Here is a 26,664-nt window from a genome sequence, read left to right on the forward strand (position 1 = left end):
GACGGACTGTACTAAGCTATGTGACGATAAGTATTAAACGGTAATCCAGTGCGCTGCTTGACATCAATCAAGGATTTATACTCACCTCGTTGTTTCCTTTCTGCTACAATTTGTTCTGCGATCGCTCCATCTAATCCACAGGTAATCAATTCATCAGTTGAATATGTGTTTAATCGTTTCCAAGAAAAATCAGCTTCTTTTTTGTAGTTGTAGCTAAAAGTAATTAGCGGTGTAATTCGAGTTACCTGCTTTTCGGGAATTCCGGCTATTTCGATTAACTCTTCTACATGAGTGAAAATATATCCCTCATTCATTAGGGATTCGATGTTATTTGCATAAACTATCGGTAGCCCTAAATAATTAACTAGTTCATGTTTTGAACATTCATTAATATCTACTTTCTCACGAGTATTCGCAACTAAATTTGCTAGCTCTTGTTCTTCGGGAATTGGTAAGTTCTTTGGATAAGTTTTAACTAAATAAGATTTTTTGAGATAAAAAGCAACACCAATTTGAGCCAGCCAGATTGCAACTGCTAAAGTATTTGCCGATAAAGCTAAAGCTAAAGCAGAGATGCTAATCCCTATGACAATCCAAGTATTAGTCTTAGATTTATAACCTGCATAGGCAATCGCAAATCCCCCCAATGTCGGAATTAATGATAACCACACCCAAGCAGGAGTTTGTTGAAACCAAGATTTAGATTGTGACATCATAAATCGACTGATAATTTTAATTTACAAATATTTCAAAAGCTTTTGGCGCTTTTCTTCATACTCTTCTGCGGTAATTATCCCAGAATCAAAAAGGTTTTTTAAGTCAGCTAAGGCACTGGTTGCATCTTTAGCAGAGACTGCTCCACCTGCGCTTGCTATACTATGATTATATTTTGTATTGAATTCGGTATCTGACATTAAAACTAGAACGAAGAACTCAACAAAGGCTATTAAAGATGGAATACAAGTCCAGAAAAATAATAAGTACAAAATACCTGCTACATTTTCTCCTAAATAAAATTTGTGAATTCCCAGCCACCCGCCAAAAAAGCAAAGTATAATTGCTGTAGATTTAGTCTTCATGGTATTTACTTCTTTAATTAACTCTCATAAATGTCTATTGGCATATAATATAATACAAACAAAATTTTTGACCTTTTCTGATTATTTATCTGGTTTACTAGCAACCCTTGCTGTCAAAAAATAAATAACAATTATACACAGTTGAGATTCCATTAAGACTAAATATCCTTTAACTATGTAGTTTAAATCTAGGTTGGAATTTAAATAAAAAATCAGAGAACCAATTGCTAGATATGGAACTAAACGCAACTGATGAAGTTTAAATTTGAGTCTTTGGTTATTCAAGTTGCTCATCAGTAGATAAAGTTATATTGAGCAATAATTGCTTATAAACAATCGAGCGGTTATTACAAAAATGTTTGGTTTAACAGATATTGACTCTTAGTTAAAGCTAATTTTAGTTAATTTCTATCTGTTAAACCTCACGAATTTTACCGACTTTACTTATAGTTACATCAATAGAGTTACGTAAAGTTTCTGATGACTAAAGTAAAATGCACAGCAGAAAAAATCACTTAAGTTTTGTCTTCTTTGCTGTTTTAGACAACAAAACAATGTAAAATTCAAGCATGACAGCGATTAGCAGTTTTTGTTCTACTTTGCATAACTCCTGTTCGTGCCTAAAAACCTGCTAAAAACAGGCTTTGTTTCCATAGTGCAGACTTAAGTCTGAGGCGCTTTTATGCAGTTGTAGCACTCTTAGTAGTTGCTTCCTCTAAAGTCGCTCTCAAGCGTGTTGCTGTGCTTTTACGGATGCGATCGCTTTTGCGAACACCACCCGCCATCTCATATTCATAGCTGTCTTTACCGTACTTAAAAGCAACTCCAAGGAGCATTTTTTCAGTCAAGTCGCTCAAAGTTTTTTCCAACTCTTCCATCTCACTTTTGTAAGAGTCAATTACAGCCAGAGTGGTATTATAAGCATCTATTTTGCTACGGTACTGCTGAATTATTTGTGTGATATTTTGCAAGTTGCGATCATTCCCAAAATCCATGCTCGGATCAATTGCTTTGAGTCCGGCCATTCTCAATTCAGCTTTTTCTAGAACGCGATGTGTACGCTTTTGACGAGGCATAATTATGTTCTTTTTATTGTGTTCTAGAGCTAGCTTGTCTTACTAAAGCCTAATTTTGGTTGAGTAAAATCCACATACTTTGGTGTCGAATATAACAGCTACCTCAGCAATATCAACGAAAATTATGATCTTTGTAACGAAAATCATCGTGGTGGTAACTAAATTCGTAACAATGTAACGAAAATTATGATGTTTGTAACAAAAATCGTCGTGGTGGTAACTAAACTCGTTATTTTAGTAACAAACTCGTAACAATGTAACGAAAATTATGATGTTTGTAACGAAAATCGTAGTGTTGGTAATTAAACTCGTTATTTTAGCCAGTAGGGTGCGTTAGGCTTTAGCCTAACGCACCGCCAGACAGACAAAGTGGTGCGTTAAGCACTTAATAGAAATATTTTTCATGTTGAATTTTGAATTGGTATAAGGTGCGTTATGGTGCAATACGCTTGGGTTAAGGATAATTGTAGGTTGGGTTGAACGTAGATACTGAAGGTGGCTTCCGGAAGGGTAGTGAAATCCAACATTAAACGTTAATTCTTGGGTTTCGTTCCTCAACCCAACCTAGTAGATTAGCGATCGCGCATCTGAGATGAAGCGGCTATCACCAGCCCTGGACGGTCGTACCGCCGAAGATGCCACGGTTCGCTTCGCTTGTGAACATGCCGTAGGGGAAGGCAAGGTCAAGCGCACTGCTCTCATTCAGAGTCCAAAGCTGTTCCGAAGTCAGGCAAATGTCCAGCGAGGACAAGTTGTTGTGCAGTTGTTCTAGCTTGCTGGCACCCAGAATGGGCGAGGTAATGCCCGACTGCGCCAAGACCCAAGCAAGGGCGACCTGCGCCAGGGGACGATCAACCTGTGTCGCCACCGTTCGCAGGGTATCGAGGACGCGCCAGTTACGATCAGTGAACTTGGTGAAGTTCCCCTGGAAGGGATTGCTGCCACTGAGCCGTCCCTGTCCGGTGGCATCCGCGTCTGTGCGAGCGTACTTGCCAGCCAGAAAACCGCCTGCAAGTGGACTCCAGGGACAGATGCCAAGTCCACACTCGCGGGCGGCGGGCAGATGTTCGCGCTCAATGCTACGCTCGACGAGGGAGTACTCAACCTGCAAGGCAATCGGTGCGGGAATGCTGTGTGCTGTGGCGAGTGTGGCTGCCTTGACAGTGTACCAGGCGGGCACATCTGAGAATCCAAAGTAGCGGATCTTGCCAGCGCGCACTAAATCACCGAGCGACTGTAGCACCTCTTCGACGGGTGTGACGAGATCCCAGACATGCAGCCAGTAGAGGTCAACGTAGTCGGTGCGGAGTCGGCGAAGCGAACCCTCAAGCGCCCGATGCATATTCTTGCGTCCGTTACCGCCCGCATTCGGGTTGCCCGGTTCGCCGCCGTGAAAGCTGAACTTGGTCGCGAGTACCAGTTGGTCACGCAGGCTGCGATCGGCGATATAGCCGCCGATTAATTCTTCGCTGCGACCCTTTGCATACACATCGGCAGTGTCGATGAAGTTGCCGCCAGCATCAACATAGGTGTGGAAAATAGACTCAGAAACCTCATCGGGCGCACCCCATCGCGGCGTGCCGAAGGTCATAGTGCCGAGGGCGAGGGGGCTGATGATCAAGCCGGAGCGACCAAGGGTGCGGAAAGCAGTGAGATTCATAAGGGTTCTTTTCTAATCGGAACAACAAAATTCGTTGATTTACGTTTAACCAAAGTGCCATTCAATCCTTTATCAGGACTTACGCAAAATTATGAAAAAACGAACCGCAAAGAACGCAAAGGACACAAAGGAAAGAGGGTTTCAGAGAGTTATTGCGTAAGTCCTACTTTATGAAATGGTACTATTTGCTAGCAGTGGCGATTCAGAAACTTTCTGGAACACAACCCCCGTTCTCACCACTGCCAATCGTGTGCTTGTTGCCGCTTGCCTGTGCTTGCCGCGAAGCTAACAGCGTCGATAAGTCGCGTAAGATGGGCGGCGTGTTTGAAATCCGGCACGTTCCAGGTTGAAGCACGAATGTCACGGCTTAATTGCGCGTAGACTTCAGCGACGTTTGCCGCTTCTTGCGTCAAGCCAGCGACCACCGGCGCATCCGGCTCAACGAAGTCACGATCTGCTTCAAGCCTAAGTTCGCCAGCTTGGAAACCATTAGGATGCCCTCCAGTCAGGAGCATCCGACCGGCCGTCCCGATAATCTCAAAGGTAAATTTCGTGTCCGGCGGACGGTTGCCTCCAACTTCGATAGATACGATGCAATCATTGTCGTGACGACTGAGCATCAGCAAGTGGTCGGCGGTTAAGCGTTCGATCCGCTCATCTGTGTCGGTGAGGTGGATTGACTTGAACTGAATGCTCGTGAGTGCATCAATCTCATTGATTTTGCCAAGCACATAACTCGCTAAGTCCAGCGTATGACCGCCAAGAATCGAGGATAAATTTGCACCGCTCGCCGGGTCGTTGAAATAGGCATAGGCGCTCGGCAGTTGCGGCGCGAAACCCACCGTCGTCGATACGATGCGCGCCGAAAGCGGACTGCCGATAACACCGTCAGCTACCATTTGATGTGCTCTGCGGGCGGCAGGACTCGCGCGCCCCTGTAAACCGATTGCAGTATGCACGCCACTGCGCTCTGCCGCCGTTGCCAATTCCGTCGCTTCCTCGACGTTCCGCCCCAGCGGCCATTCGCACAGCACATGTTTCCCAGCAGCGATCGCCGCCAGAACAATATCGCGATGCTCTGGCACTTTTACGCAAACCGAGACGATATCGACATCATCACTATGCACGAGCGCGAAAGCGTTGTCATACCATGACCCGATGCCAAAAGCCTCCGCAGCAGCGCGGGCACTCTTTTCACTACGCGTCGCCACAGCGGTCAGCTTTAGGTCAGGAAGCTTCTGAAGAGCCGGAACGTGGGAATCCTTTGCCCAGCTTCGCTCTGGATTAACGCCGACGATACCGACGCGCAGAAATTTTATCGGGTCGGATAGAGATGCTTTGCTCATAAATTACAACAACTGTACAGTTACTTTTTATACTTTTTATTCGTCTCAATGCCAATTTAATCTGGTGCGTCACCAAAAATCTAGTAAACGCTGTACACAGTGTTGAAACGCCAGGCAATATAACGCTGGCAGTGACAGTTTAGAGACTTTTTATCACCCAAACGGTGCTACTCCCCAATCAGACTGTAGCGAAAACACAAGGTTGATTTCGCTCGGTTTCTTGCGATCGTCTTCGGAATCTTGCTACTGTCTTTAGCGACTCTGCCGAAAGGTGGTTGGAGATGCGCCCGTTAAGCGTTTAAATTGCGTAGCAAAATGGCTGGGGCTGTTATAGCCTACTGCTATGGCAACATCAAGGATGCCTAATGCTGTTTCCCTCAAGAGTCGTTGTGCAGCTTCAATACGCTGGCGGGTGACGTATTTATTTGGACTCTCACCGGTGGATTGTTTGAACAGCCGCGCAAAATGGTAAGCGCTGATACCAACTTGCTGCGCTAAATCATCTAATGACAAATTGGTGTCTAGATGTGCCTGCACATAGTCTGTAATGCGGCGGAGTCGATTTGGGGACAGTCTGCCACGATAGTCTTGAACCCGATGCTTAAAGCAACAATGCTGACGCAGGAGATGAACGGCTAAGAGTTGAGCGGCAGATTCAACATAGAGCTGACTACCTAGCCCACCCTGTTCGAGTTCCTGTTTCAGCATCAAGCAAACTTGCTCAATGATCGGATCATGAATACCTGACCGCTCAATCAATTCAAAGCGAGCGACATCGATATCGGCGACTTCTACCGCTACTTTAGCTAGAAAGTGGGTATTGAGGTGTAGATGAACTGTTTCAACCGGGTCAAATGATTGACTGACCCAGCGCAGTTCGGACGGACAATCACTCGCAGGGGTGAGGAAAAGCTGTCCAGGCTGGAGTTGCACCTCTGCCCATGCTCCACCGATCTCTCGAACTTCAACGCAGGTTGAATTACTCAGTTGCAGAACGATATGGGGATCAAGAACAGCAGGCACAACTAGATCACCCGTTGGGGGGTCTTGGTAAGTTCGGATGACAAGATTCTGCCAACCTAATTCAATACTTGAGCGAATCGGCTTTGAGGCAGCATAGTTCTCAAATGCCAAAGTGGAAGTTTGCGCTGGAACTTGCCGTTGAACTGTCATAAAGATCGCATTGAGCAGGAGAAACCAAGCAGTTGCATCAATCACATTGTCATAGTGAACTTGTCTAAAGCTACTGCCTCTAGAGATAGGAGCGGACATTGATTGCTTTTGTACAGTGACAAATTAAATAGCACTGGGACAAATTCGTAACAATCAAGCGCAAAACTATCTGTTTCATGCTTGTTTGGGCTACATTTGGGTTTGATTTTTGTTTAAGTCCTGTTAACTTGGTAGCGGAATTTAGAACAAAAGCGATGTGTTAATAAGTAAATAGGATACACATAGTCAAAGTAGCAGATGGAACCTTTAACGACTGCGGCGATCGCTGTTAAATCAATATATCTGATGCTCCCGTTGTGCATTTTGTACTTCACTTAAAAAGCAAACTGCTGAAATTGTCCCTGTAGATGCTTACTTCTGCACAAAAGCAAGCGGGAGCAAAGCGTCGTCTAGAGAAGCAGCTTGTCATCAGACAATGATTGCTACCAAGGAAGGGAATACCCTTGATTTCCCTGATAATATCCCTGATTTAATGCTGGTATATCTCCACAAACTTAACTGCGATCGCCCAGACACTGAACCAGATAATCCAACTTCCAAAGAGATGCTAAAGCTATAACTTGTTAATGCCTAAAACAGCAAAAATCATTGACACGCTAAGTATATACGCAATAAAATTATTATAGTTGAACCTAACGATAGAGTTAATCAAAATATTTTTCCCAGACAATAATAGACAAGCAATATTAAAAATAATTTGGATTAAACAAATGAACACCAAAACTATTGCTTTTTTGGGGATTACGGCAGCCTTTGCAAGCTTAGGAAGCCAAGTCTACGCTCAATCACCAGCATCAAACTCAAATCCCGGACAATATAGATTAACTGGTGATTCTTTAGTTGGAATTGATCAGAAAACAGCCCAAGATGACTTTAGAAGTTTTTTTGAGCAAACTAATCCAGCAAGTCTTTCCAACAATAATAGAAGAGAAAATAAAACTCCAGTCAAAATCCGCTTTAACGAATCATTATCACAGCCAGACACTTCAGTTTTCTTAACACCGGCTCAGTCAGGCAGTGACAATGATGGATTGGAAGTACAGTTAGATATAAGGAGAGAATAATCAGGTATAAAGGCTGACACTGTAATTTTAATTAATTATGCGTTGCCTAAAATCCTTGCTAATAGTCTGTTAAGTTTAAGTTAGTAAGGTCAACAAGTTCGTAGTAAAGACTTTAGTCTTTAATTTTCTAAGCACTAAAATGCTTACTACAAACTTTTCATTACTAGCTTAGACAAAGTACTAAGCTAGTAATTCCTAAATTGTACCTACATCCTTTTCACTCTTACTATTTTTACTTAAATCAAAACAGCTTTATAGCGGTTATCGCTTGGGTGAAGTACAGTTTTGACCTCTCTCCTACAAGGAGAGAGGCTTTGAATCTTACTCCCCTTCCCTCGTAGGGAAGGGGTTGGGGGTTAGGTCTGTATTGGACTCAACTGCAAACCGCTATATTAGAAAATATCGTTCATACAACAGCAGTTTTAGCCAATCGTTCTGCTTCCTCTAACAGAATAAAGTTTTGCGCCTGACTCAATCCGCCTTCCTGAGACGATAATTATGCAATCGTTTTGCAGTAAAATTGATCGTCAAGATAAGAGGAGGGCTTTGAGATGACTCGTGTCATCATTGTGCGCCACGGTCAAAGCGGTTATAACACCGAGCGGCGTATCCAAGGACGCACTGATGCGTCAACATTAACCGAAAAAGGTCGTAACGATGCCAGTCTAGTAGGCAAAGCCCTCAGCAATATCTTATTTAATGCGATTTACAGCAGTCCCTTGCAACGAGCGAAACACACAGCAGATATTATCCATAGTGAGTTAGCTATTCAGGCTAAACAATCTGCTGTAATCCAAGTTTCTGATTTGCTGCTAGAAATTGACCTGCCTTTATGGGAAGCATTGCTGACTTCCCAAGTCAAGCAAAACTTTGCCGAAGACTACCGCACTTGGCATCAAAACCCCGACAAACTGCGGATGCTGCTTAATGATGCACAAGGAACGAGAGAACATTATCCCGTTCTTGCTTTATACGAACAAGCACGGCAGTTTTGGCCAGAAATTTTGTCTCAACATCAAGGCGAAACTATTCTCATCGTGGGACATAACGGAATTAATCGCGCCTTGATTAGCACAGCGTTAGGAATCCCTCCCAGTCGTTACCACTCAATACAGCAATCTAACTGTGGCATCACCGTATTAAATTTTGCTGGAGGATTGGGCGAACCAGTCCAGCTAGAATCCTTAAATCAGACGCAACACACCGGAGAAACTCTACCTTCATTGCGACCGGATCATCAAGGAGTACGATTGTTACTAGTGCGTCACGGTGAAACAGACTGGAATCGCCAAACCAGGTTTCAAGGGCAAATTGATGTCCCCCTCAACGACAACGGTAGACAACAGTCACAACAAGCAAGCGAATTTCTCCAAGAAGTAGCAATTGATAATGCTTGCAGTAGCACAATGCTGCGTCCTAAAGAAACAGCAGAGATTATCTTAAAACAACATCCTAATGTCAAGTTAGAATTACAAGATGGTTTAAGAGAAATCAGTCATGGTCTCTGGGAAGGAAAATTAGAAACAGAGATAGAGCAAGAGTTTCCGGGAGAATTGCAGCGATGGCGGCTGATACCAACGCAAGTGCAAATGCCTGAAGGGGAGAATTTGCAACAGGTGTGGGAGCGCAGCGTTGCAGCTTGGCAATCAATTCTGCAAGCAGCATCAAATAATCAGTTCAAAACTGTATTAGTAGTAGCTCATGACGCTACTAACAAAACCTTGCTTTGTCACATTCTGGGTTTATCGCTGGAAAACTTCTGGAGTTTTCGTCAGGGTAACGGTGCAGTCAGTGTTATCGACTACCCTGCTGGAATCGATGGTTTACCAGTACTGCAAGCGATGAACATCACCTATCACTTTGGTGGAGGCGTACTAGATAAAACAGCAGCGGGGGCGTTGTGAGTGCTGAGTGAGGAGCGAGGAGTGAGGAGTCAGAAGTTAGGAGTGAGGAATAAAGTTAGAAGCAATGACTGAAGAACAAATAACTCATAAGTAGCTAGACGTAAATAAATTAAAGTTTTTAGTAAGGACTTTAGTCCTAATAATCCTTGCTTTGAGCGATGAATCGCTCACTACAAACTAGGATTTTACTTGATGTTTAATTATGCCTACCTACTTAACTCCTAACTCATAACTAAAAACTTTTATGACTGAACTGCTGCAAAAAGTACGAGTGATTGACCCTGTTTCTGAAATCGACGAACTCTTTGATGTGCTGATTGCTGATGGTTATATCCGAGAAGTGGCTTCGCACATTTCTGATATCACTTCCGATACTAAAATCAGAGATTGTCAGGGATTAGTTCTCGGCCCTGGATTAGTGGATTTGTACAGCCACTCTGGTGAACCTGGCTTTGAAGAACGAGAAACCCTCTTGTCTTTCTTACAAGCTGCTGCTGCTGGCGGCTTTACCAGAGTTAGCATTTTACCCGATACATCCCCAGTTATTGATAACCCTGCGCTTGTGGCACAGTTGCAGCAGAAGAGGGCAGAGGGGCACAAAAGCAGAGGGGCAGAGAAGAATTTGTCCCCCCTGCTCCCACTTCGGCAAAGCTCAGTGACCAACTGCTCCCCTGATCCCCTGCTTCATATCTGGGGTGCTATCACCGTAGATGTTGCTGGGAAGCAGATGACGGAATTGGCAGATTTAGCGTCTGCTGGAATTGTTGGCTTTACTGATGGTAAGCCCTTAGAAAATTTGGCGCTGGTGCGGAGAGTGTTAGAGTATCTCCAGCCTTTGGGTAAACCAGTAGCATTTTGGCCTAGCGATCGCCAGTTAACAGCGAATGGTGTAATCAGAGAAGGGACAAATGCTCTCCGTTTTGGCTTACCCCCTATACCCGCCAGCGCTGAAACTACTGCGATCGCAGCAATGCTTGAATTGGTTGCAACCATCGGCACACCAGTCCATATCATGCGTGTCTCCACAGCTCGCAGCGTGGAATTAATCGCCTCAGCTAAAGCAGCTGGTTTACCCATCACCGCCAGCACCACCTGGATGCACCTTTTACTTGATACCAAAGCAGTTAAGAGTTATCACACCAGCTTGCATTTAGACCCGCCTTTAGGTAATCCCAGTGATATGGCGGCGTTACGTGCAGGGGTACGTGCGGGTGTAATCAATGCGATCGCTATCGATCACACACCCTACAGCTACGAAGAAAAAGTCCAAGCCTTTGCCGAAGCACCCGCTGGGGCAATTGGTTTAGAGATAGCATTACCTTTACTGTGGCAATATCTCGTTGAAACTGAGGAATTTACAGCTTTAGAATTATGGCGGGCATTGAGTACCAATCCAGCAGAGTGTTTGGGGCAAAAAGTAAGTGCGATCGTACCTCATCAACCAGCGGAACTTACTTTATTTGATCCGCAGCAAACCTGGAAAGTCGAACGTAAAAGTCTTTATACACTTTCACAAAATACACCTTGGTTAGGACAACAGTTGAAGGGTCATGTTGTGCAAATCTGGTGTTGAAAAAGCGTATTTAAAACTACAGAATATAACTAATCCCTTAAAAGATTAAGATAGATTCCGCTTACTCCCTGAATTACTATTTTGCAAATTTCTATTTTACTGTAGTTATATTTGTAAGCATCCCCTAGCGAGGCAAACTAACACTTACAGTAGTTCCTTTTTCAGGAATGCTAGCAATTGTAAATTCACCACCATATAATTTAACTATATGCTGAACAATAGCCAGCCCTAAGCCAGAGCCTTGTTGTTCCCATAACTTTCGATTAAATTGTACAAAAGCTCCAATTTTATTAATCTCTTCAATTGCCATCCCTTTGCCATTATCAATTACATATAAATTAAATTTATTACCTTTTATCTTACTTATAACTTTAATTTCGCTGCTTGATAAAGAAAATTTAAAAGAATTCTCAAGTAATTCTTCAATAAGAATACTCAATTTTTCTTGTGGTAATTGTACCGTAGATTCTTGGATATATAGCTTTAAATCTTTTTGTCTACAGTTTTCTGTAGCTTTTTTTAGAGCGACTTCACTAATAATTTTCTCAGCAAGACATCTATCTTTTTTTTCTTTTATTTGACGAATTTTTTCGGGAGTTTTAGTTATTAACTCCAAATTACTATATAATAAAAATCTTTTAACTAATGCATTCAAGCGATTGGCGGATCTGTAAATTAATTCGGCAATTTCGACTTCTTCAGAGTCAGGCATGATGCCACAACTTTCTATTAACAACTGTGACATACCGAGAATACCATTTAAAGGCGTATTCAGTTCGTGAGGTAATGAGTGAGCAATATTCATTCTGAGTTCGTCTAGTTTGGCTTGAGCTTGGCGCTCAACCAAGGCGTGTTTATCAAGACGAGAAGCGATCGCATTGAGTAGTTCTTCAGGAGTAAATGGTTTAGTCAAATAATCATCAGCCCCCAAATCCATTCCTTGACGAAAATCTGAACGCTCTGATTTAGCAGTAACAAATATTAAAGGAATATTGATAGTTGCTTCATTTTGACGTAAAGCAGACAGCACGCTATAGCCGTCTAATTCAGGCATCATAATGTCACAGATAATTAAATCTGGCAATTTTGCTTGAGCAATTTCTAATCCAATCTTACCGTTTGCAGCTATCAAAGTTTCAAAATCAGAAAGTTGTAAAATTTCTTGAATGTTTCCCCTTACTTGGGGTTCATCTTCTATAATTAAAATTGTGTTCATCTCTGATTAGTAAACATAAAAAAATCAGTTTTAGTAGTTTTGTAATGTTTAGAGACGCAGTAAATACAGTTGCTAGAACAGATTATCCAGCTTAACAAACTTCAGTGGGTTTAAGTCCCAGGCTACAAGAGAAGCCGCAAGTATGTAAGTCTTGTTCTAAATCCCCGTTACAAAACTGTACTTCCGACTTCTTTAATGATTTGCTAATCTACATTAAATTCTAAATAATCTGCCGTAGTTTATTGTTCCCTAAAATTATTTACTAATAACACATTAGATATTTTTAATTGAGGAAGTCACTTCTCATTAGTGGCAGTTCTACCCTAAATGTCGTACCGATTCCGCCCTGGCTAGCGAAGGTAATTCTTCCTCTATGAAGGTCTATACAATTGTTGACTATTGCCAAACCTAATCCAGTTCCTGGCGTATTACCAACATTACTAGCTCGGTAGAATGGTTCAAATAAGTTCTGTTGATCCTCTGGTAAAATACCAATACCCTTATCTTGAATTAAAAAAACTGCACTTTCATCTTGAACTAATAAATCAATTTTAACATTGCTACCATCTGGTGAGTATTTGACAGCGTTTGAAAGCAAATTGCTCAGTATTTGTCGCAAAAGCTTCTTGTCTATACAAGCCATAAAGCGATCATCTGTTGATGAATTACCCAAGTACTGGGGAGAAAAAGCTAGAGTATGCTTGGGAGAACTGAGTTGAATTTCCTCTACCAAAGAACGACAGAAATTAATTAAATTAATACAAGTTGGTTCAAATGCCAATTTTCCAGCTTCAGCCTTATTAATTAGCAAAATATCATCTAATAGTTGAGTAGTGTGTTGAACATAAGTCTGAATGCACTGGAGATGTTTATGCTTTTGTTGTTCATCTAGTTTATGACTAAAACTTTTTAAGATTCCAGCAGAGGAAGCAATCACAGCTAAAGGAGTTCGGAACTCGTGGGAGGTCATAGAAATGAAACGAGATTTCAACTCACTGAGTTCTTTTTCTTTTACTAAAGCTTTACAAATATTTTCTTCAGCTTGTTTGCGTTCGCGCAGCGCAGCTTGCTGTTCGCGTATATCTTTAACTACACCGATCACGTAAATGGGTTTACCAATCGGATCTCGAATTAGAGAAACCGTTAGATTTATCCAAATTACATCAGCATTTTTATGTAAATAGCGCTTCTCAATGGAGAATGTTTCTAGCTTTCCTGCTATTAATTTTTGCAACTGATTTAGATGGATTTGTATATCCTCTGGATGTGTGATATCTCTAAAGTTTTTCTTTAGTATGTCTTCTTGGCTATAGCCTAAAATTTCACACAACTTTTGATTAGCTTTAAGAAAATGACCATCTAAAGTTTCTAGTTTAATTCCCACAGCTGCTTGATTAAAAATAGCTCTAAGTTCTGCCTCACTTTGTTGTAAGTCTAAAGTGCGTTGCTTAACCCTGACTTCTAAATCTTGATTGAGTTTTTGTAGAGCTTCTTGCGCTCGTTGCCTTTGTAGTTCAGCAGATGCTCTGGCTGCAAATACTTTGAGAATTCCCTCAAATTTATGTTGGTCAGGTATGGGTTTGTCATTTACTATGCATAATGAGCCAATTGGTTGACCAAAATCATCACTCAAAATAACTCCCATATAACTTTCAGCTTCCATAGCAGCTAATCTTTTAGCATTAGGAAAGAGTTGCTGAATTCTCGAACTACAGTGGTAAAATCCTTGCTTGAGCAAAATTTCACATGGAGTTGATTTTAGGTCATAGCAAATATTGGGTTGTAACTGCCCATCAGACCAAAATCCTAAAGTGTAAGCTTGCCCATCAATTAACTCAGTTACTAAGGTGTTACGGACATCTAAAGTAGAAGAAATATGCTCAACTAATGCTGGGAAAAAGTCACGTCCAGTCGTAGAAGCTGTACTTTCTATCAAACTTTGTAAGGCTATTTCAGCTTGTTTGCGTTTTGTAATATCGATTCCGATTGCAACAGCAGCTGTGTTTTGTTGATATTTTTGAGCTACGAGCAAATAATTGCATATCTTACCATTAATTTGGGTATCAATAACCTTAGAATCTGCTACATCTTGCCTAGCTAAAAATTCACGCATAAATTCTGTAAATTGTGGGCTATTTTCCATAAAGCCTAATTCTTGACCAATAAAAGCATCGGTAGTCAAGTTAAAACTTTCAGCTAAATGGTGATTAACCCCTAAATAATATCCATCAGAATTTACCCAAGAAACAAACCCAGGTACTGCATCTAAAACCGTTTGTAATTGCTCTTTTGCTTGTTGCAGATTTTTTTCTGCTCGTTTGTATTCTGTAATATCCTCAGAAATACACAACAGGTATTCGGGTTGTTGATCTTTGTCATACAAAGGAATTTTAGTCATGTGTAAAATTCTTCTACCAAAACTGGGGCTGTCAATAGGTTCTTCAGAGATATCTTGAGGTACACTGCTAGCAAAAGTTTCTAGGTCTTTTTGGCAGAAAGAGTCTGCTTGTTCTTTTGGGAATAATTCGTAATCTGTTTTGCCAATAGCCTGCTCTGCTGTAATGCCAAAAATATTTTCGCAGGTATGATTCCAAAGCTTGAATGTCCCAAAACTTTCTGGTTTAGCATCTTTAACAAAGACGGCTACAGGCAGATTATTAATCATAGACTGTAAAAAGTTGCGAGTCTGCTGGAGTTCCTCTTGTGCTTTTCGGCTTTCAGTAATGTCAATACCTGTACAGACGATATAATCAACTTGATTATCAGGGTTAAGTAAAACCTTATTTGACCAAGAAATTAGGCGGCGATTGCTATCCTTAGTAACTAAAGAAGTTTCGTAACGTTGAGGAAATTCTCTATCGGCTAAATTTTGAAAAATATCTTTGATACGTTTTGTTGTTTCAGGTAATAGCAGCACATCCCAAACAAATCTTCCTTTAACTTCATCAAATGTGTAACCCGTAGCTTGTTCGCAAGTATGGTTAAAGCGAACAATTTTTCCCTGAAAATCTAATACAATAACTAAAGCATCTGCTAGATTCAAAACAGCAGAAACAAAATTACGCTCCAATCGTAGTTCTGCCTCTATTTTCTGGCGTTCTACAAGTTTAACTCGTGTATGATTGTAAAGTTCGGCTTGTAGAATAGAAACTGCCAGCAGACTGGTAGGAGTAACTAATCCAATTAATTCTCCTTGATCCCCAACAATAGGCAGATGGCAAATCCGATTTTGCCTCAGTAAATGTAATGCTGTAAAAACATCTTTAAAATCTCTTAACTTCAATGTTATTAACTCTCTGGTCATCACTTTGGCAACACTGATACCCTCTATATTTTTACCTTGTGCTGTCAGCTTAATTAAATCTCGTTGCGTAATTATCCCCACCAACTGCGAGTTTTCTATAACTAAAACACAACTGGTGGACTGAGATGTGTTGCTAGCGATATCTTTACCTGATTTAGTCAAATAATTACTATCTTTAATTGGCAAGCTATGATGATTACCTGATGCTTCATTGATTAGTGCAATCACATCTGGAAGCATAATTTCAGAGCTAACAACAAGCGGATGACGAATGATAGTCTGTTGTAAATTATCAGAAATGAGAGAGTTAATGAACATTATGTATAGATGCCTGGAATAAAATTATCTCTAAAAAAGATGTAAGTAATATTCTTGCTTATAATGAATCAAAAAGCATCAGTATTTTCTATGATTATTTTCTTTTAATTTTTTATTGAAATTTTATATTATTTTTAATAAACCCTATACATTTTTAAATATGGAGTTTTTAAGTAGAGTATATTATTGTCTCATAGCTTGAGCAGGGCGGCCGCATCATGTCAACAAAAGAATTGTATTCTCAATAAGCTCCAAAATAGTCGCATTAATCCCTGCTTATTGACAGACATTTAGCGATCGCTTTGAGCCTGGGAAACTAAACCAAACGAGAAACGCTGATTAAATCGATTGCTTCTTAACCTTGGTTCCGATCAAGAGTAATTTAGATGCGTTTGCCCTGATAGCTTGAGTTCTGAGTTTTTCCCTGATTTCAACAAACTACGGTTTTCAAGGTAGATTCAGCTTAACCGTAATCCCAGCAATTGGAATTAAGTAAAAATTCCGATTTGAGCAAATGACTAAGCTTTAAAACATCGGACTATATTCATAATACCAACCCTTGCGATCGCACCAAATTCAGGATATTAATGATGATGCAAGGCTTATGACATCTCCTCAAGAACCTCATCACTCATCTTAATTTGGTTTTTCCCTATATTACGCTTCAGCAAAAAAATACCTGCATCATGTGCTTGCTGACCACCGTGACTAGAGGAAGCATCCTCGATAATCACTGGTTCAATACCACGCTCAAAAGAGTCAATTGCTGTTTTCAAAATGCAGCTATCAGTTTCAACACCACAAAGATATATCTTACTGATTTTATTAAGAAAAATAAAATTAGAAAAATTTTGTGTAAATGCAGAGTAATAAGGTTTATCAAAAATATTATTATTTATATATGGCTGAAGTTCATCAATAATGCTCGTTTCTGATTCTTGCATCAATCTTGACCAATGAATTAATTTTACATAATTACTGTCAGCAGTATTGATAAATCTTGTGAATTTAACGAGTTTTCCAGCCGCTAAAAATTGCTCAATTAGTTTAATGACAGTAGGAATAATATGTCTGCATTTCTCAGACATAAAACCGTTTTGCATATCTACTACAAGAAGGATTTCGCTCATTTGTGCCAGAATTTAAACAAAACAATATTATAAACTCTATCTGCGAGAGTTGTATGCGATGTAGTACAACAGATCGTGGAACGGACCAAAGCGCCAAAACCTTATCATCTTGGGGGAATCTGCCAGATTATTGCCAAGCTGAACAACTGTGTTCTATTGGTTCTGGAGCAGTCAAGTCTGCGATTAAACAGATTGGAGCAAGAATTAAAATTTCTGGCGCACAGTGGAATGTTGAAAGTGTCATTTAGTAGCAAAGCGATTAAAGAGCAAAAAATTTTCAGGGATTCGGTCAACAGATGGCATCAAAGGGCAATATACGGACTAGTGGGTGGGCTTAACTGGATAATGTAAAGCTCTCTGTTCTTGAAATGTTTGAGGATATCTCTCATGTAAAAGCAGGGTTTTGCACGGCATATCAGTTCTAGCGCTTCGTCTCTTGTCATAAGTCATTGTGCCGAATCAGCCTGTGGCAGTATGTCTTAACCGGCCTGGAAACTGGAAGGCTACCAGAGAACGAACTGACTAAGGAATTGATTAGCTACCGCGACTCACTCAAAGCTAACGTGTAAGCGTTCAGGGTGAGAAGTTGCTAGGTGGTAAACACATTTAGGGAAAGCTTATGAGTAAAGTAGTAAACTTGCTGTTCCAGGAATTGTGTAAAATAATTCCTCTGAGCTGATGCTATTAACCCTTCATCCAAATGAAGGGTTTTGGAATCTCTCAAACTTTCAGTTACCCTGAAATTCACCTTATTAAGATAAGGCAGGAGGCAGTGTTTCGACTACGCTCAACAACCGGGCAGGAAGCAGGAGGAATGAAAGAAAACTTTAGTTTTGGATATTACCCAGTTTAAAAAGAAGAATTGTATCGAGTAGAGTGCAGTGAGATAGCTTCCACAACCTAAGTCCCAGACTTTTAAACGTAGGTTAATTCTACCTCCTGTTCCCTGCCCCCTAAAATTAAACTTTTCGCTCTAAAAAATGGTTCCTTCCAGACGAGTTTATTTATTATTGGTTTTGGGTATTGCGATCGCCCCGATCCTATCCTTATTTCTGATTGTGAGAGCAACCATCGCTATCACTTTACTATTTAATGCCATTATTCTCGGACTGATGGTTGTAGATGGTTTGCGGGTGCGGCGTTCTCGTGTGCAAATCACCCGCGAATTACCGTCACGATTATCCATTGGGCGAGATAATCCCGTAGTGTTAAAGGTGACATCGCCAAATATCGACGCCCAAATTGAAATCCGCGACTATTACCCAATGGGATTTGGCGTAGCTGCACCTGTACTCAGCGCCATTGTTCCCAGTAACAGCACTGAGGAATTAACGTATACCGTCCACCCGACACAGCGGGGAGAGTTTCCTTGGGGAAATATTCAAGTCCGACAGTTGGGACTTTGGGGATTAGCTTGGGATGATTGGCAAATTCCCCAAAGTCTACCAGTGAAAGTTTATCCTGATTTAGTGGGATTGCGATCGCTCACAATTCGTCTGACACTGCAATCATCAGGATCAATGCGCCAATCTCGCAAAACTGGTATTGGCACAGAGTTTGCCGAATTGCGAAACTATCGCACTGGTGACGATTTGCGGTTTATTGATTGGAAAGCTACCGCCCGTCGGGTTGGGGCTTATGGTAATGCTATGCCACTGGTGAGGGTTCTAGAACCAGAACAGGAACAAACATTACTGATTTTACTCGATCGCGGACGGCTGATGACGGCAAAAGTGCAGAATTTGCAGCGATTTGACTGGGGATTGAATGCAACTTTATCTTTAGCTTTGGCAGGTTTACATCGAGGCGATCGCGTGGGTGTTGGTGTATTTGACCGCCAGATGCATACGTGGATTCCCCCAGAACGTGGTCAACATCATTTGAATCAGCTAATCGATCGCTTAACTCCAATTCAACCAGTATTATTTGAATCTGATTATTTGGGGGCAGTGACAAATGTTTTGCAACGACAAACTCGGAGGGCGCTGGTGGTAGTGATTACCGACTTAATTGATATTACTGCCTCTACAGAACTCCTAGCCGCACTCTCCAAGTTAGCACCCCGCTACCTTCCATTTTGCGTTACTTTGCGAGATCCACAAGTTGATCGTCTAGCACACACCTTTACAGATGATGTCGCAGGTGTTTATATCCGTGCAGTAGCACTAGATTTATTAATGCAACGACAAGTAGCTTATGCCCAACTGAAACAAAAAGGTGTATTGGTGCTAGATGCGCCAGCAAATCAAATTGCCGATCAGTTGGTTGAGCGATATCTGCAACTCAAAGCGCGAAATCAACTTTAGTAATTGTCATTCTACAGCAGTTTTCAATTGAGTAGATTACAAATCTAGTAAACTTAAAGACGCAGTAAAAATCTCGCTCGTAAATGCCTGCTCCCTACTCCAAGGATCTACGCCAACGTGTGGTTGATGCTTATAAAGCAAAGCTTGGGTCGCAACGACAACTAGCTGAACGCTTTCAAGTTAGCTTATCGTTCGTTCAACGCTTGATACGTGGTCATCAAAAGACAGGAGAAGTAGAACGCCAAGCCTCATGGAGGTGGAGCGTTAGCGTAGCTCGCCGTTCGCGGAGCGTCTCGTAGAGAAGGCATCGCTAAAATAAAAGTTGAGAACTTGCCTGCTGTAAAACAGTTAGTAGATGAGCAACCGGATGCCATACTATCAGAATTATGTGAGCGTTTAGCCGAACGCAGTGGCATTAATGTGAGTATATCAACCATGCACCGTGCAGTTCAACGGTTAGAATTGACCAATAAAAAAAACTTTGTATGCAAGTGAGCAAGACAGTCCACGAATCAAACAGATGCGTTTTAATTATCGGGATTGGGTTTTAGGCGTTGATCCTCACAATCTCATATTTATAGACGAGTCAGGTGTGAAGAAAGGGAATGACTCGAAACTATGGTCGCGCACCACGTGGTGAACGTTTATACGACTCTTGCCCCAAAAATCGAGGACAAAATATATCATTAATTGGGGCACTAAGTATGGATGGACTGATTGCGAGTATGAGTATTTCCGGTAGTGTCAACACAGACGTGTTTTTGACCTACGTTCAGGAGGTTCTTGTACCCCAGTTATGGGTGGGAGCATTCGTGATCATGGATAATTTATCAGTGCATCACGCACAAGTAATTAAAGATGCTATTGAATCCGTTGGTGCAAAAGTAATCTTTTTACCTCCTTATTCACCCGATTTATCTCCTATCGAATTGTGTTGGTCAAAAATCAAGCAATGTTTGCGAAAAGCTTTCATCTCGAACTCAAGAAGCGCTTAACCAAGTATTAAACCAAATATATCACTGAGCAAATTTCACCTGATGATGCTTGGGGCTGGTTTGCTCACTGTGGTCTATTCATTTGAAAACTGCTGTAAATGGGGAACTCCTAGACCTGTAATGATTACACCTAGAGGGATATCTATGGCTCCATATTTTTAAGGTGAGTTTTGTGTGTGCTAATTTTTAGTTACCTAATTGACTTACCAACTAAGTAGGCAAAATTTAGTTAAATGTGTTACTTTTACTAAAATAATCAGAGTTAGACGTTGCATATCTGCGAGATGAATTAATTAAAAACGAGTAAACACCATCGTGGAAATAATGTAGCATCAGTTTTGTTGCACGCGTAGGCGTAGCCCGCCGCAGGCGTCGCATGAATTGAATGGTAACAAGCACACACCAATCGATAACCCACAACTTGGGTTAATTGATTACTATTACTCATTTCAGGAATCTCCTCTGAATACGCTACTTGTTATCTAGTACATAATTACTAATAAATGGCGATCGCACTGTGCCAGTTGCGTAAGTCCTGACTAAATTAAAAAAACTGATCGATTCAATAGGGATTTCAAGACATAAATCAAAAAGTGTATCTTGTGTTACATTTTACCTCCTAAGATTGATATATGATTTATTACCAGATAAGTTGGTATAACATTAACTAAGTTGGTATAACATCAACGACCAAATATTCTACTTAACGCAACTAAAGTAAGAACTGAATGCACTAACTTAAGGTAAAACCCGTAGATAATGAGAGATTAGAAAAATAGGTAATTTTTGGATGCAACGAGAAAAACTATTCTGAAACACCAGCATTCTCGATTGCCAATTTCTGATTTTGCCCTTCCCAAAGTTCTCAAACCATTGAAAATAATCAATTCTGTCAAAAATGAAAAAGCCTATTGATCAGTATAAAAGACCGGAACTCAGATCGCGTGTAGACGCCTTCCTAGACTCAATGATTGCGAAATTCCATAAGGAAGTTCCGTTTTCTCAACATATGTTGAACGGATCGCAAATCAATATGGATTACTACAAGCGTCACAACATTGAAACTATTCTTCCCTAATGTGGGTGATGGATGTCTGCCGTTGGATTGTGCAAGTAGTGCTGTGTCCACAGCAAACTAAGGGGTTTGTGTTAGTGAAAAAGCGATGAGTCGTGGAAAGGACTCTGAGTTGGCTGATGGGGTGTCGGCGATTGGTTCGGGACTATGAGTTATTGCCAAAAACATCGGAGATGTTTATCTACCTTGCCATGATCCGTATTATGGTTAGGCGGTTGGCTTAAAATTTGACCCTTCAGAACTTTTGAAACACCCTCTAAAAGTGAATTATCGATCCAGTTCTAATTTGCATATTAATTATTCCGAAAACTCAGAACTAAGGCAACAATTTAGGTAGGGTTATATTCCATCTAAATTACTGTTTGTTAGCAAATATATCAAAAGTAAATTTATAAAATTTCATGAAAAAAATGTTGCAAAATTATTTAAATTGTTTATAGTTATTCTATTGACCTAATGTCGCTCAAACTTCAATTAATCTCTTTTGAATAAATAGAATCTATGGCTACGATAAAAATATCTGAATTGCCAGAAAGCCAATTCGAGAAACTTTCTGATGCCGATTTACGGTTAGTTAATGGAGGAGCTAGTAGTTCCCAATTTACTTTAAGTGGAGCTGCTCTTGCCGCAGGTATAAGTGTTAGATCGGGAAGTGTTTACAACGCTACTCAATCTGGTGGTACCTTTCAAGGAGGGAGTGGATCGCCATTTTTCAGCGCTACTTATGGTACTAGTGCTTTATCAGGGTCTTCCCCTATTTAAAAATCATCAGGGAACATTTTCGAAGCATAGTAAATAAGATACGTCAACGTACTACCAACAAAACTCAAACAGGAAATTATGGCTAATATCAAAATCGCTGAATTACAATCTAGCTTGCTTGAAGAAGTATCAGTTATAGATTTGGACGCTGTTCATGGGGGTGCACCTGGTTTTCAATTTAATGCAACAACCACAGGAGGCGGTATTGGTTATGCTAGTGGTGGAACAGCAACTATCATTTCAAACAGTTACAGTTTCCTTAGTGGTGAATCAAGAAGTGTTGACATAGAGTTGGGAACGGCAACCCAGGCTTTGACTTCACCCAAGTAGACAACTTAATGCTTTAGACATCACCTAAAGCTGCATATTTAGGGCTGGAGTTAAAGTTTGACTCTAGCCTTTCATTTTTTTACGTCGTGCTTGTAATGTCGCTAATGACGCGATGCAAATGCATATTCATTTCAGTCAAGGCTTTGAAATTTTATTTAGATGTGTTTGCTTTATACCAATTCTTTATGAATACCCATAGAAATAACCTCACCGCCTATGGCACCTCTTTGATGCTTTGGGGATGTTGGGAGGGGTCAAATTATCAAAGATATCTCTCATCCAGCAAGCGATCGCTTATCGCTTTTTACTTTGAGATGCAGCCTGATTTCAAAACTTTGGAATATTCTATTTCGCAATGATAAGTATATCAACAGAGAAGAAAGGCAATATTTTTATGTATGAGCACAGACTCGCTTGTTAATACCTGAAATCTAAAAATCATTTAGCTAGGGTTAGAGAGGATCTAAAAGTACCTAAAGTCAGTCACAGGGAAACACTTTTTAAACAGCTTTTAAATACAGGATAAGGTAAATAACTGTATATATGAGGCTTTCAATAATCAAAAGCAAAAAAGATTTTGTAAAACTACTATTTATTAATTTCTAATAGTGCTATTCTTTTTTTGTGGCGCTAAAAAGCAATCAGTAAATTGGACTCAAACAATAATCCTAAATAGGAAGTTAACCAGGGAAAAAAAGTATGCTTAAAATTCGTGATTTAGACTGCCAGCAGAGTTACTTAGAATCTCTAACTGACGAGAAAGTCGAAAACTTAGTTGCAGGCGGTGGTACTACGATTTTAATATTGACAAGTGGAGCAGTGGGTATTTATAACGACACCGAAGCTGAGATAGACGCTAGTACTATCAGTTCTGCTTCAATAACAGCAGACGCTTTCGGTAATAAAAAAGCAGTGGGTGGAACTTTAGTTCAAGCAACAGTAAGACCAATCAAGAAAAAATAACACGAATACGACGTTAGCCTCGTTAGCCTCAAATACCTTTTTTCAAGTTTCGCAATAGAATTTAACCGAAGTAATCTGACCGTTAGAGTATGTTTGAATTCGCAAACATACTCTCAACTCGACTTTCTCAAAAATCAAAACTCGGTTTTGTTTATCCAGTAAAAACCCTGGATTTTGGGCAAATACTTTTTCAACTTCACAGATTACCGATAAAGTTAAAAAAGTAAGACTACTGTTGCACAAAGCTTTTAGGAATAGTATTCACTTTGCTAAAAAAATGGATGTCAAGCTAACTCTAGAGTCAAATAAAATCACAATTCGCTTGCTTACCACTTAGGCTTCAAGTAGTTTTGCTTTAAGCACTTTTAGATAAAGAATGGTATGAAAAGTGCTGGTGTTCCAGATAATTCTTCTAAAAGTGAATTATCAATCCAGTTCTAATTTGCATATTAATTATTCCGAAAACTCAGAACTAAGGCAACAATTTAGGTAGGGTTATATTCCATCTAAATTACTGTTTGTTAGCAAATATATCAAAAGTAAATTTATAAAATTTCATGAAAAAAATGTTGCAAAATTATTTAAATTGTTTATAGTTATTCTATTGACCTAATGTCGCTCAAACTTCAATTAATCTCTTTTGAATAAATAGAATCTATGGCTACGATAAAAATATCTGAATTGCCAGAAAGCCAATTCGAGAAACTTTCTGATGCCGATTTACGGTTAGTTAATGGAGGAGCTAGTAGTTCCCAATTTACTTTAAGTGGAGCTGCTCTTGCCGCAGGTATAAGTGTTAGATCGGGAAGTGTTTACAACGCTACTCAATCTGGTGGTACCTTTCAAGGAGGGAGTGGATCGCCATTTTTCAGCGCTACTTATGGTACTAGTGCTTTATCAGGGTCTTCCCCTATTTAAAAATCATCAGGGAACATTTTCGAAGCATAGTAAATAAGATACGTCAACGTACTACCAACAAAACTCAAACAGGAAATTATGGCTAATATCAAAATCGCTGAATTACAATCTAGCTTGCTTGAAGAAGTATCAGTTATAGATTTGGACGCTGTTCATGGGGGTGCACCTGGTTTTCAAGTTGTTGGAGCAACCACAGGACTAGGCGTAGGTTATACTAATAATGGTGGATCATCGTTTACCAATACAACCACTGCAAGTCTCTTTTCTGGTAGCGAAGAAGCTTTCCTCTTTCAGGTTGGAACATTTACCGTGGGTAGGACTTCACGCACTTAGACAACTTAATACTTTAGGCATTACCTAAAGCTGCATATTTAGGGCTGGAGTTAAAATTTGACTCTAGCCCTTCATTTTTTAACGTCGTGCTTGTAATGTCGCTAATGGCGCGATGCAAATGCATATTCATTTCAGTCAAGGCTTTAAAATTTTATTTAGATGTGTTTGCTTTATACCAATTCTTTATGAATACCCATAGAAAGAACCCCACCGCCTACGGCACCTCTTCCATGCTTTGGGGAGGTTGGGAGGGGTCAAAATAATGTGCAACTTCACAGATAATTAGTCTTAGCAAGTTTCGCAATTAATTAAGTTAAAGGATATCTAATTAGTTAAAGGCGTTGAAAATTACTGGTGCTGAAACTACACCTTTTGCCTCTAACGCAGCCGCAACCCGTAAAATTAAAGCTTCATTATATGGTGCTGCTATTAATTGCACACCTAGAGGTAAGGCATTTGGGCGCAAAATTGGTACTGATAAAACGGGTAAGCCAATAAAAGATAATGGTTGAGTAAATAGCCCTAAATGAGGACGGACAAGAATTTCTTCGCCATCTAAAATCATGGTTTGTTGACCAATTAGTGGCGCAGAAATTGGTGTAGTTGGGGCAAGAATTACATCGACATTTTGAAACACTTCCCGAAGGCGATCGCGATACCACCTTCTAAACCGTTGTGCTTGGAGATACCAACTACTAGGAATTAACGCCCCAGCTAAAAAGCGATCGCGTGTCGCTGGATCAAAATCTTCAGGACGCGATCGCAACTTGTCCAAATGCAGATTTGCCCCCTCACTAGCTGTAATTACAAAGGCTGCTGCACGGGCGTAATCTGCTTCTGGTATGATTACGTATTTAGTAACTTCTATTGCATCAGCTACTTTTTGCACTGCTGCTAATGCCGGTTCTGCACCTTTGGTAAAATAATCAGCTGCAATGGCAATTCTAATATCGGAAATATCTTTTTTGAGTTGTGGTAAACATAATTCAGGTGGACGCTTTGTACAAATGGGATCGCGATCGTCTTCTCCCTGAAGCACATCAAACACCATCGCGATATCCTGCACCGAACGCGCAAAAGGGCCAATATGGTCAAAACTGCTAGAAAATAAAGCTACCCCAGCACGAGATAATCTTCCATAAGTTGGCTTGAAACCAAAAACGCCACACAACGCCGCCGGAACGCGAATTGAACCATTAGTATCAGAACCTAGCGTCAGCGGTACTAACCCAGCCGCAACCGCCGCCGCCGAACCACCCGATGAACCACCAGCAACTCGCTGTAAATCATGGGGGTTGTGAGTAACACCGTAATGGGAGTTTTCCGTCACAAACCCATAAGCGTACTCATCCATATTTAAAGCACCAACTAGCACAGCACCCGCTTGTTTTAGCTTCGCTACTGCTGTTGCGTCTTGAGTAGCTGCTGGGTTTTCTGCATTGATTTTCGATCCCGCCAGAGTTGTTAAACCAGCGATATCGAAAAGATTTTTCACCGCAAAAGGCACACCAGCAAGCACTCCAGGATGATTGCCTTGGGCAATTTCCCTGTCAATCAGTGCTGCATCTGTTAAAGCTGTCTCAGCAGTTATAGTCGTAAAACAGTTGAATAGATGATTCCGCGTTGCTATTCGTGCCAACGCAGTTTTAGTAACTTCCACTGCGCTAACTTTACCTTCGCGTACAGCAGTTGATATTGTTATGGCATCGGCTGAATCAAAATTCATGCTGAAATATTATAGAGATAGCGCGTTTAGCTTTTTGAGTAATAGCAGTCAGCAATAGTTTTTGTTTCACTAAAACATCAATATAGCTATTCTTGAAGCAATTATGGTTCAAAAACTGGTGCAACTTCAATTTCCTCTGGTAAAGGGAAAGAATTTACAAGATTAGCGATCGCCCTAATTCTCTCAAAATTTGCCACCACACCATCTCGATACTCATCTTTTAACTGCAAATCCAACAAAAACCCCATTTGATCGACAATTAAACTCAACGAGGCTGTCACCAACCCCGTTGGTCTTCAAAACGGAACGTGAAAGTTTCCCTTCATTCCGCTCCTCAATGCTTTGGTGCTTGT

At 40.6% G+C, this 26,664-nt stretch carries 25 protein-coding genes and 2 pseudogenes; 15 read left to right on the top strand and 12 right to left on the bottom strand.

Annotated features, from left to right (window positions below):
- Positions 1-11 precede the first annotated feature (11 nt).
- The 6 genes from V7L12_RS16350 to V7L12_RS16375 all read right to left on the bottom strand — a co-directional run bounded on the left by V7L12_RS16350 (position 12) and on the right by V7L12_RS16375 (position 6,433).
- Positions 12-716, bottom strand: a complete 705-nt coding sequence (locus V7L12_RS16350) for a helix-hairpin-helix domain-containing protein (protein ID WP_335085652.1) — start codon at positions 714-716, stop codon at positions 12-14.
- Between the two features lie 21 nt (positions 717-737).
- Positions 738-1,079: an NINE protein gene (locus V7L12_RS16355; RefSeq protein WP_334820850.1), complete on the bottom strand. Its 342-nt coding sequence runs from the start codon at positions 1,077-1,079 to the stop codon at positions 738-740.
- Between the two features lie 680 nt (positions 1,080-1,759).
- The gene (locus V7L12_RS16360) at positions 1,760-2,155 is read right to left on the bottom strand and encodes a hypothetical protein (protein ID WP_335085655.1); all 396 of its coding nucleotides are present in this window, start codon (positions 2,153-2,155) and stop codon (positions 1,760-1,762) included.
- 604 nt (positions 2,156-2,759) lie between these two features.
- Positions 2,760-3,815 (bottom strand): aldo/keto reductase, encoded by a 1,056-nt coding sequence (locus V7L12_RS16365; protein WP_335085657.1) that lies wholly within the window; start codon positions 3,813-3,815, stop codon positions 2,760-2,762.
- Between the two features lie 233 nt (positions 3,816-4,048).
- Positions 4,049-5,161, bottom strand: coding sequence for a Gfo/Idh/MocA family protein (locus tag V7L12_RS16370; RefSeq protein WP_335085659.1), 1,113 nt, complete (start codon positions 5,159-5,161; stop codon positions 4,049-4,051).
- A gap of 252 nt (positions 5,162-5,413) precedes the next feature.
- A complete protein-coding gene (locus tag V7L12_RS16375) occupies positions 5,414-6,433 on the bottom strand; it encodes an AraC family transcriptional regulator (protein ID WP_335085661.1) in 1,020 nt (339 codons plus the stop codon).
- Positions 6,434-6,809: 376 nt separating this feature from the next.
- Here V7L12_RS16375 and V7L12_RS16380 point away from each other — a divergent pair, with 376 nt between their 5' ends.
- The 4 genes from V7L12_RS16380 to V7L12_RS16395 all read left to right on the top strand — a co-directional run bounded on the left by V7L12_RS16380 (position 6,810) and on the right by V7L12_RS16395 (position 10,935).
- Positions 6,810-6,953: a hypothetical protein gene (locus tag V7L12_RS16380; protein ID WP_334820861.1), complete on the top strand. Its 144-nt coding sequence runs from the start codon at positions 6,810-6,812 to the stop codon at positions 6,951-6,953.
- Positions 6,954-7,020: 67 nt separating this feature from the next.
- Positions 7,021-7,458 (top strand): hypothetical protein, encoded by a 438-nt coding sequence (locus V7L12_RS16385; RefSeq protein ID WP_335085664.1) that lies wholly within the window; start codon positions 7,021-7,023, stop codon positions 7,456-7,458.
- Positions 7,459-8,009: 551 nt separating this feature from the next.
- Positions 8,010-9,362, top strand: a complete 1,353-nt coding sequence (locus tag V7L12_RS16390) for a histidine phosphatase family protein (protein WP_335085666.1) — start codon at positions 8,010-8,012, stop codon at positions 9,360-9,362.
- Between the two features lie 244 nt (positions 9,363-9,606).
- Entirely contained in the window at positions 9,607-10,935 is a 1,329-nt protein-coding gene (locus tag V7L12_RS16395) for a dihydroorotase (RefSeq protein WP_335085668.1), read from the top strand.
- A gap of 124 nt (positions 10,936-11,059) precedes the next feature.
- On the opposite strand, the gene V7L12_RS16400 is transcribed toward V7L12_RS16395, so the two are convergent.
- The 3 genes from V7L12_RS16400 to V7L12_RS16410 all read right to left on the bottom strand — a co-directional run bounded on the left by V7L12_RS16400 (position 11,060) and on the right by V7L12_RS16410 (position 16,903).
- Entirely contained in the window at positions 11,060-12,151 is a 1,092-nt protein-coding gene (locus V7L12_RS16400; protein WP_335085669.1) for a hybrid sensor histidine kinase/response regulator, read from the bottom strand.
- A 283-nt stretch (positions 12,152-12,434) separates the two neighbouring features.
- Entirely contained in the window at positions 12,435-15,773 is a 3,339-nt protein-coding gene (locus tag V7L12_RS16405; protein ID WP_335085672.1) for a PAS domain S-box protein, read from the bottom strand.
- 602 nt (positions 15,774-16,375) lie between these two features.
- Complete coding sequence (locus V7L12_RS16410) at positions 16,376-16,903, bottom strand: isochorismatase family cysteine hydrolase (protein WP_335085674.1); 528 nt, start codon at positions 16,901-16,903, stop codon at positions 16,376-16,378.
- A gap of 128 nt (positions 16,904-17,031) precedes the next feature.
- On the opposite strand from V7L12_RS16410, the pseudogene V7L12_RS16415 reads away from it, so the two are divergent.
- From V7L12_RS16415 to V7L12_RS16435, 5 genes and pseudogenes are all read left to right on the top strand, one after another.
- A pseudogene (locus V7L12_RS16415) lies at positions 17,032-17,151 on the top strand (ISKra4 family transposase); the annotation flags it as partial.
- Between the two features lie 732 nt (positions 17,152-17,883).
- On the top strand, positions 17,884-19,209 hold the full coding sequence (locus V7L12_RS16420; protein ID WP_335085676.1) for a DUF58 domain-containing protein: 1,326 nt from the start codon (positions 17,884-17,886) through the stop codon (positions 19,207-19,209).
- Positions 19,210-19,292: 83 nt separating this feature from the next.
- Positions 19,293-19,508: a hypothetical protein gene (locus V7L12_RS16425; RefSeq protein ID WP_335085677.1), complete on the top strand. Its 216-nt coding sequence runs from the start codon at positions 19,293-19,295 to the stop codon at positions 19,506-19,508.
- A gap of 31 nt (positions 19,509-19,539) precedes the next feature.
- Positions 19,540-19,704 (top strand): hypothetical protein, encoded by a 165-nt coding sequence (locus V7L12_RS16430; protein WP_335085679.1) that lies wholly within the window; start codon positions 19,540-19,542, stop codon positions 19,702-19,704.
- A 110-nt stretch (positions 19,705-19,814) separates the two neighbouring features.
- Positions 19,815-20,204, top strand: a complete 390-nt coding sequence (locus V7L12_RS16435; protein WP_335085681.1) for a transposase — start codon at positions 19,815-19,817, stop codon at positions 20,202-20,204.
- A 289-nt stretch (positions 20,205-20,493) separates the two neighbouring features.
- On the opposite strand, the gene V7L12_RS16440 is transcribed toward V7L12_RS16435, so the two are convergent.
- Positions 20,494-20,652, bottom strand: coding sequence for a hypothetical protein (locus V7L12_RS16440; RefSeq protein WP_335085682.1), 159 nt, complete (start codon positions 20,650-20,652; stop codon positions 20,494-20,496).
- A gap of 626 nt (positions 20,653-21,278) precedes the next feature.
- On the opposite strand from V7L12_RS16440, the pseudogene V7L12_RS16445 reads away from it, so the two are divergent.
- The 6 genes and pseudogenes from V7L12_RS16445 to V7L12_RS16470 form a co-directional block, all read left to right on the top strand.
- Positions 21,279-21,503: pseudogene (locus tag V7L12_RS16445) on the top strand (IS5/IS1182 family transposase); the annotation flags it as partial.
- A 277-nt stretch (positions 21,504-21,780) separates the two neighbouring features.
- Positions 21,781-22,041, top strand: coding sequence for a hypothetical protein (locus tag V7L12_RS16450; RefSeq protein ID WP_335085684.1), 261 nt, complete (start codon positions 21,781-21,783; stop codon positions 22,039-22,041).
- A 78-nt stretch (positions 22,042-22,119) separates the two neighbouring features.
- A complete protein-coding gene (locus V7L12_RS16455; RefSeq protein WP_335085686.1) occupies positions 22,120-22,371 on the top strand; it encodes a hypothetical protein in 252 nt (83 codons plus the stop codon).
- Between the two features lie 699 nt (positions 22,372-23,070).
- Positions 23,071-23,334 carry a hypothetical protein gene (locus V7L12_RS16460; RefSeq protein WP_335085688.1) on the top strand — a complete coding sequence of 88 codons (264 nt, stop codon included), beginning with the start codon at positions 23,071-23,073 and terminating at the stop codon, positions 23,332-23,334.
- Between the two features lie 657 nt (positions 23,335-23,991).
- Positions 23,992-24,252: a hypothetical protein gene (locus tag V7L12_RS16465; protein WP_335085684.1), complete on the top strand. Its 261-nt coding sequence runs from the start codon at positions 23,992-23,994 to the stop codon at positions 24,250-24,252.
- 78 nt (positions 24,253-24,330) lie between these two features.
- Entirely contained in the window at positions 24,331-24,585 is a 255-nt protein-coding gene (locus V7L12_RS16470) for a hypothetical protein (protein ID WP_335085692.1), read from the top strand.
- 328 nt (positions 24,586-24,913) lie between these two features.
- Here V7L12_RS16470 and V7L12_RS16475 read toward each other — a convergent pair whose 3' ends face one another.
- Together V7L12_RS16475 and V7L12_RS16480 are read right to left on the bottom strand one after the other, a co-directional pair.
- Positions 24,914-26,311: an AtzE family amidohydrolase gene (locus tag V7L12_RS16475; protein WP_335085696.1), complete on the bottom strand. Its 1,398-nt coding sequence runs from the start codon at positions 26,309-26,311 to the stop codon at positions 24,914-24,916.
- Positions 26,312-26,412: 101 nt separating this feature from the next.
- Positions 26,413-26,559 (bottom strand): DUF4089 domain-containing protein, encoded by a 147-nt coding sequence (locus V7L12_RS16480; RefSeq protein WP_335085719.1) that lies wholly within the window; start codon positions 26,557-26,559, stop codon positions 26,413-26,415.
- Positions 26,560-26,664 lie beyond the last annotated feature (105 nt).

Origin of the sequence: Nostoc sp. (genome assembly GCF_036918245.1) — a bacterium.
Classification (GTDB): Bacteria; Cyanobacteriota; Cyanobacteriia; order Cyanobacteriales; family Nostocaceae; genus Nostoc.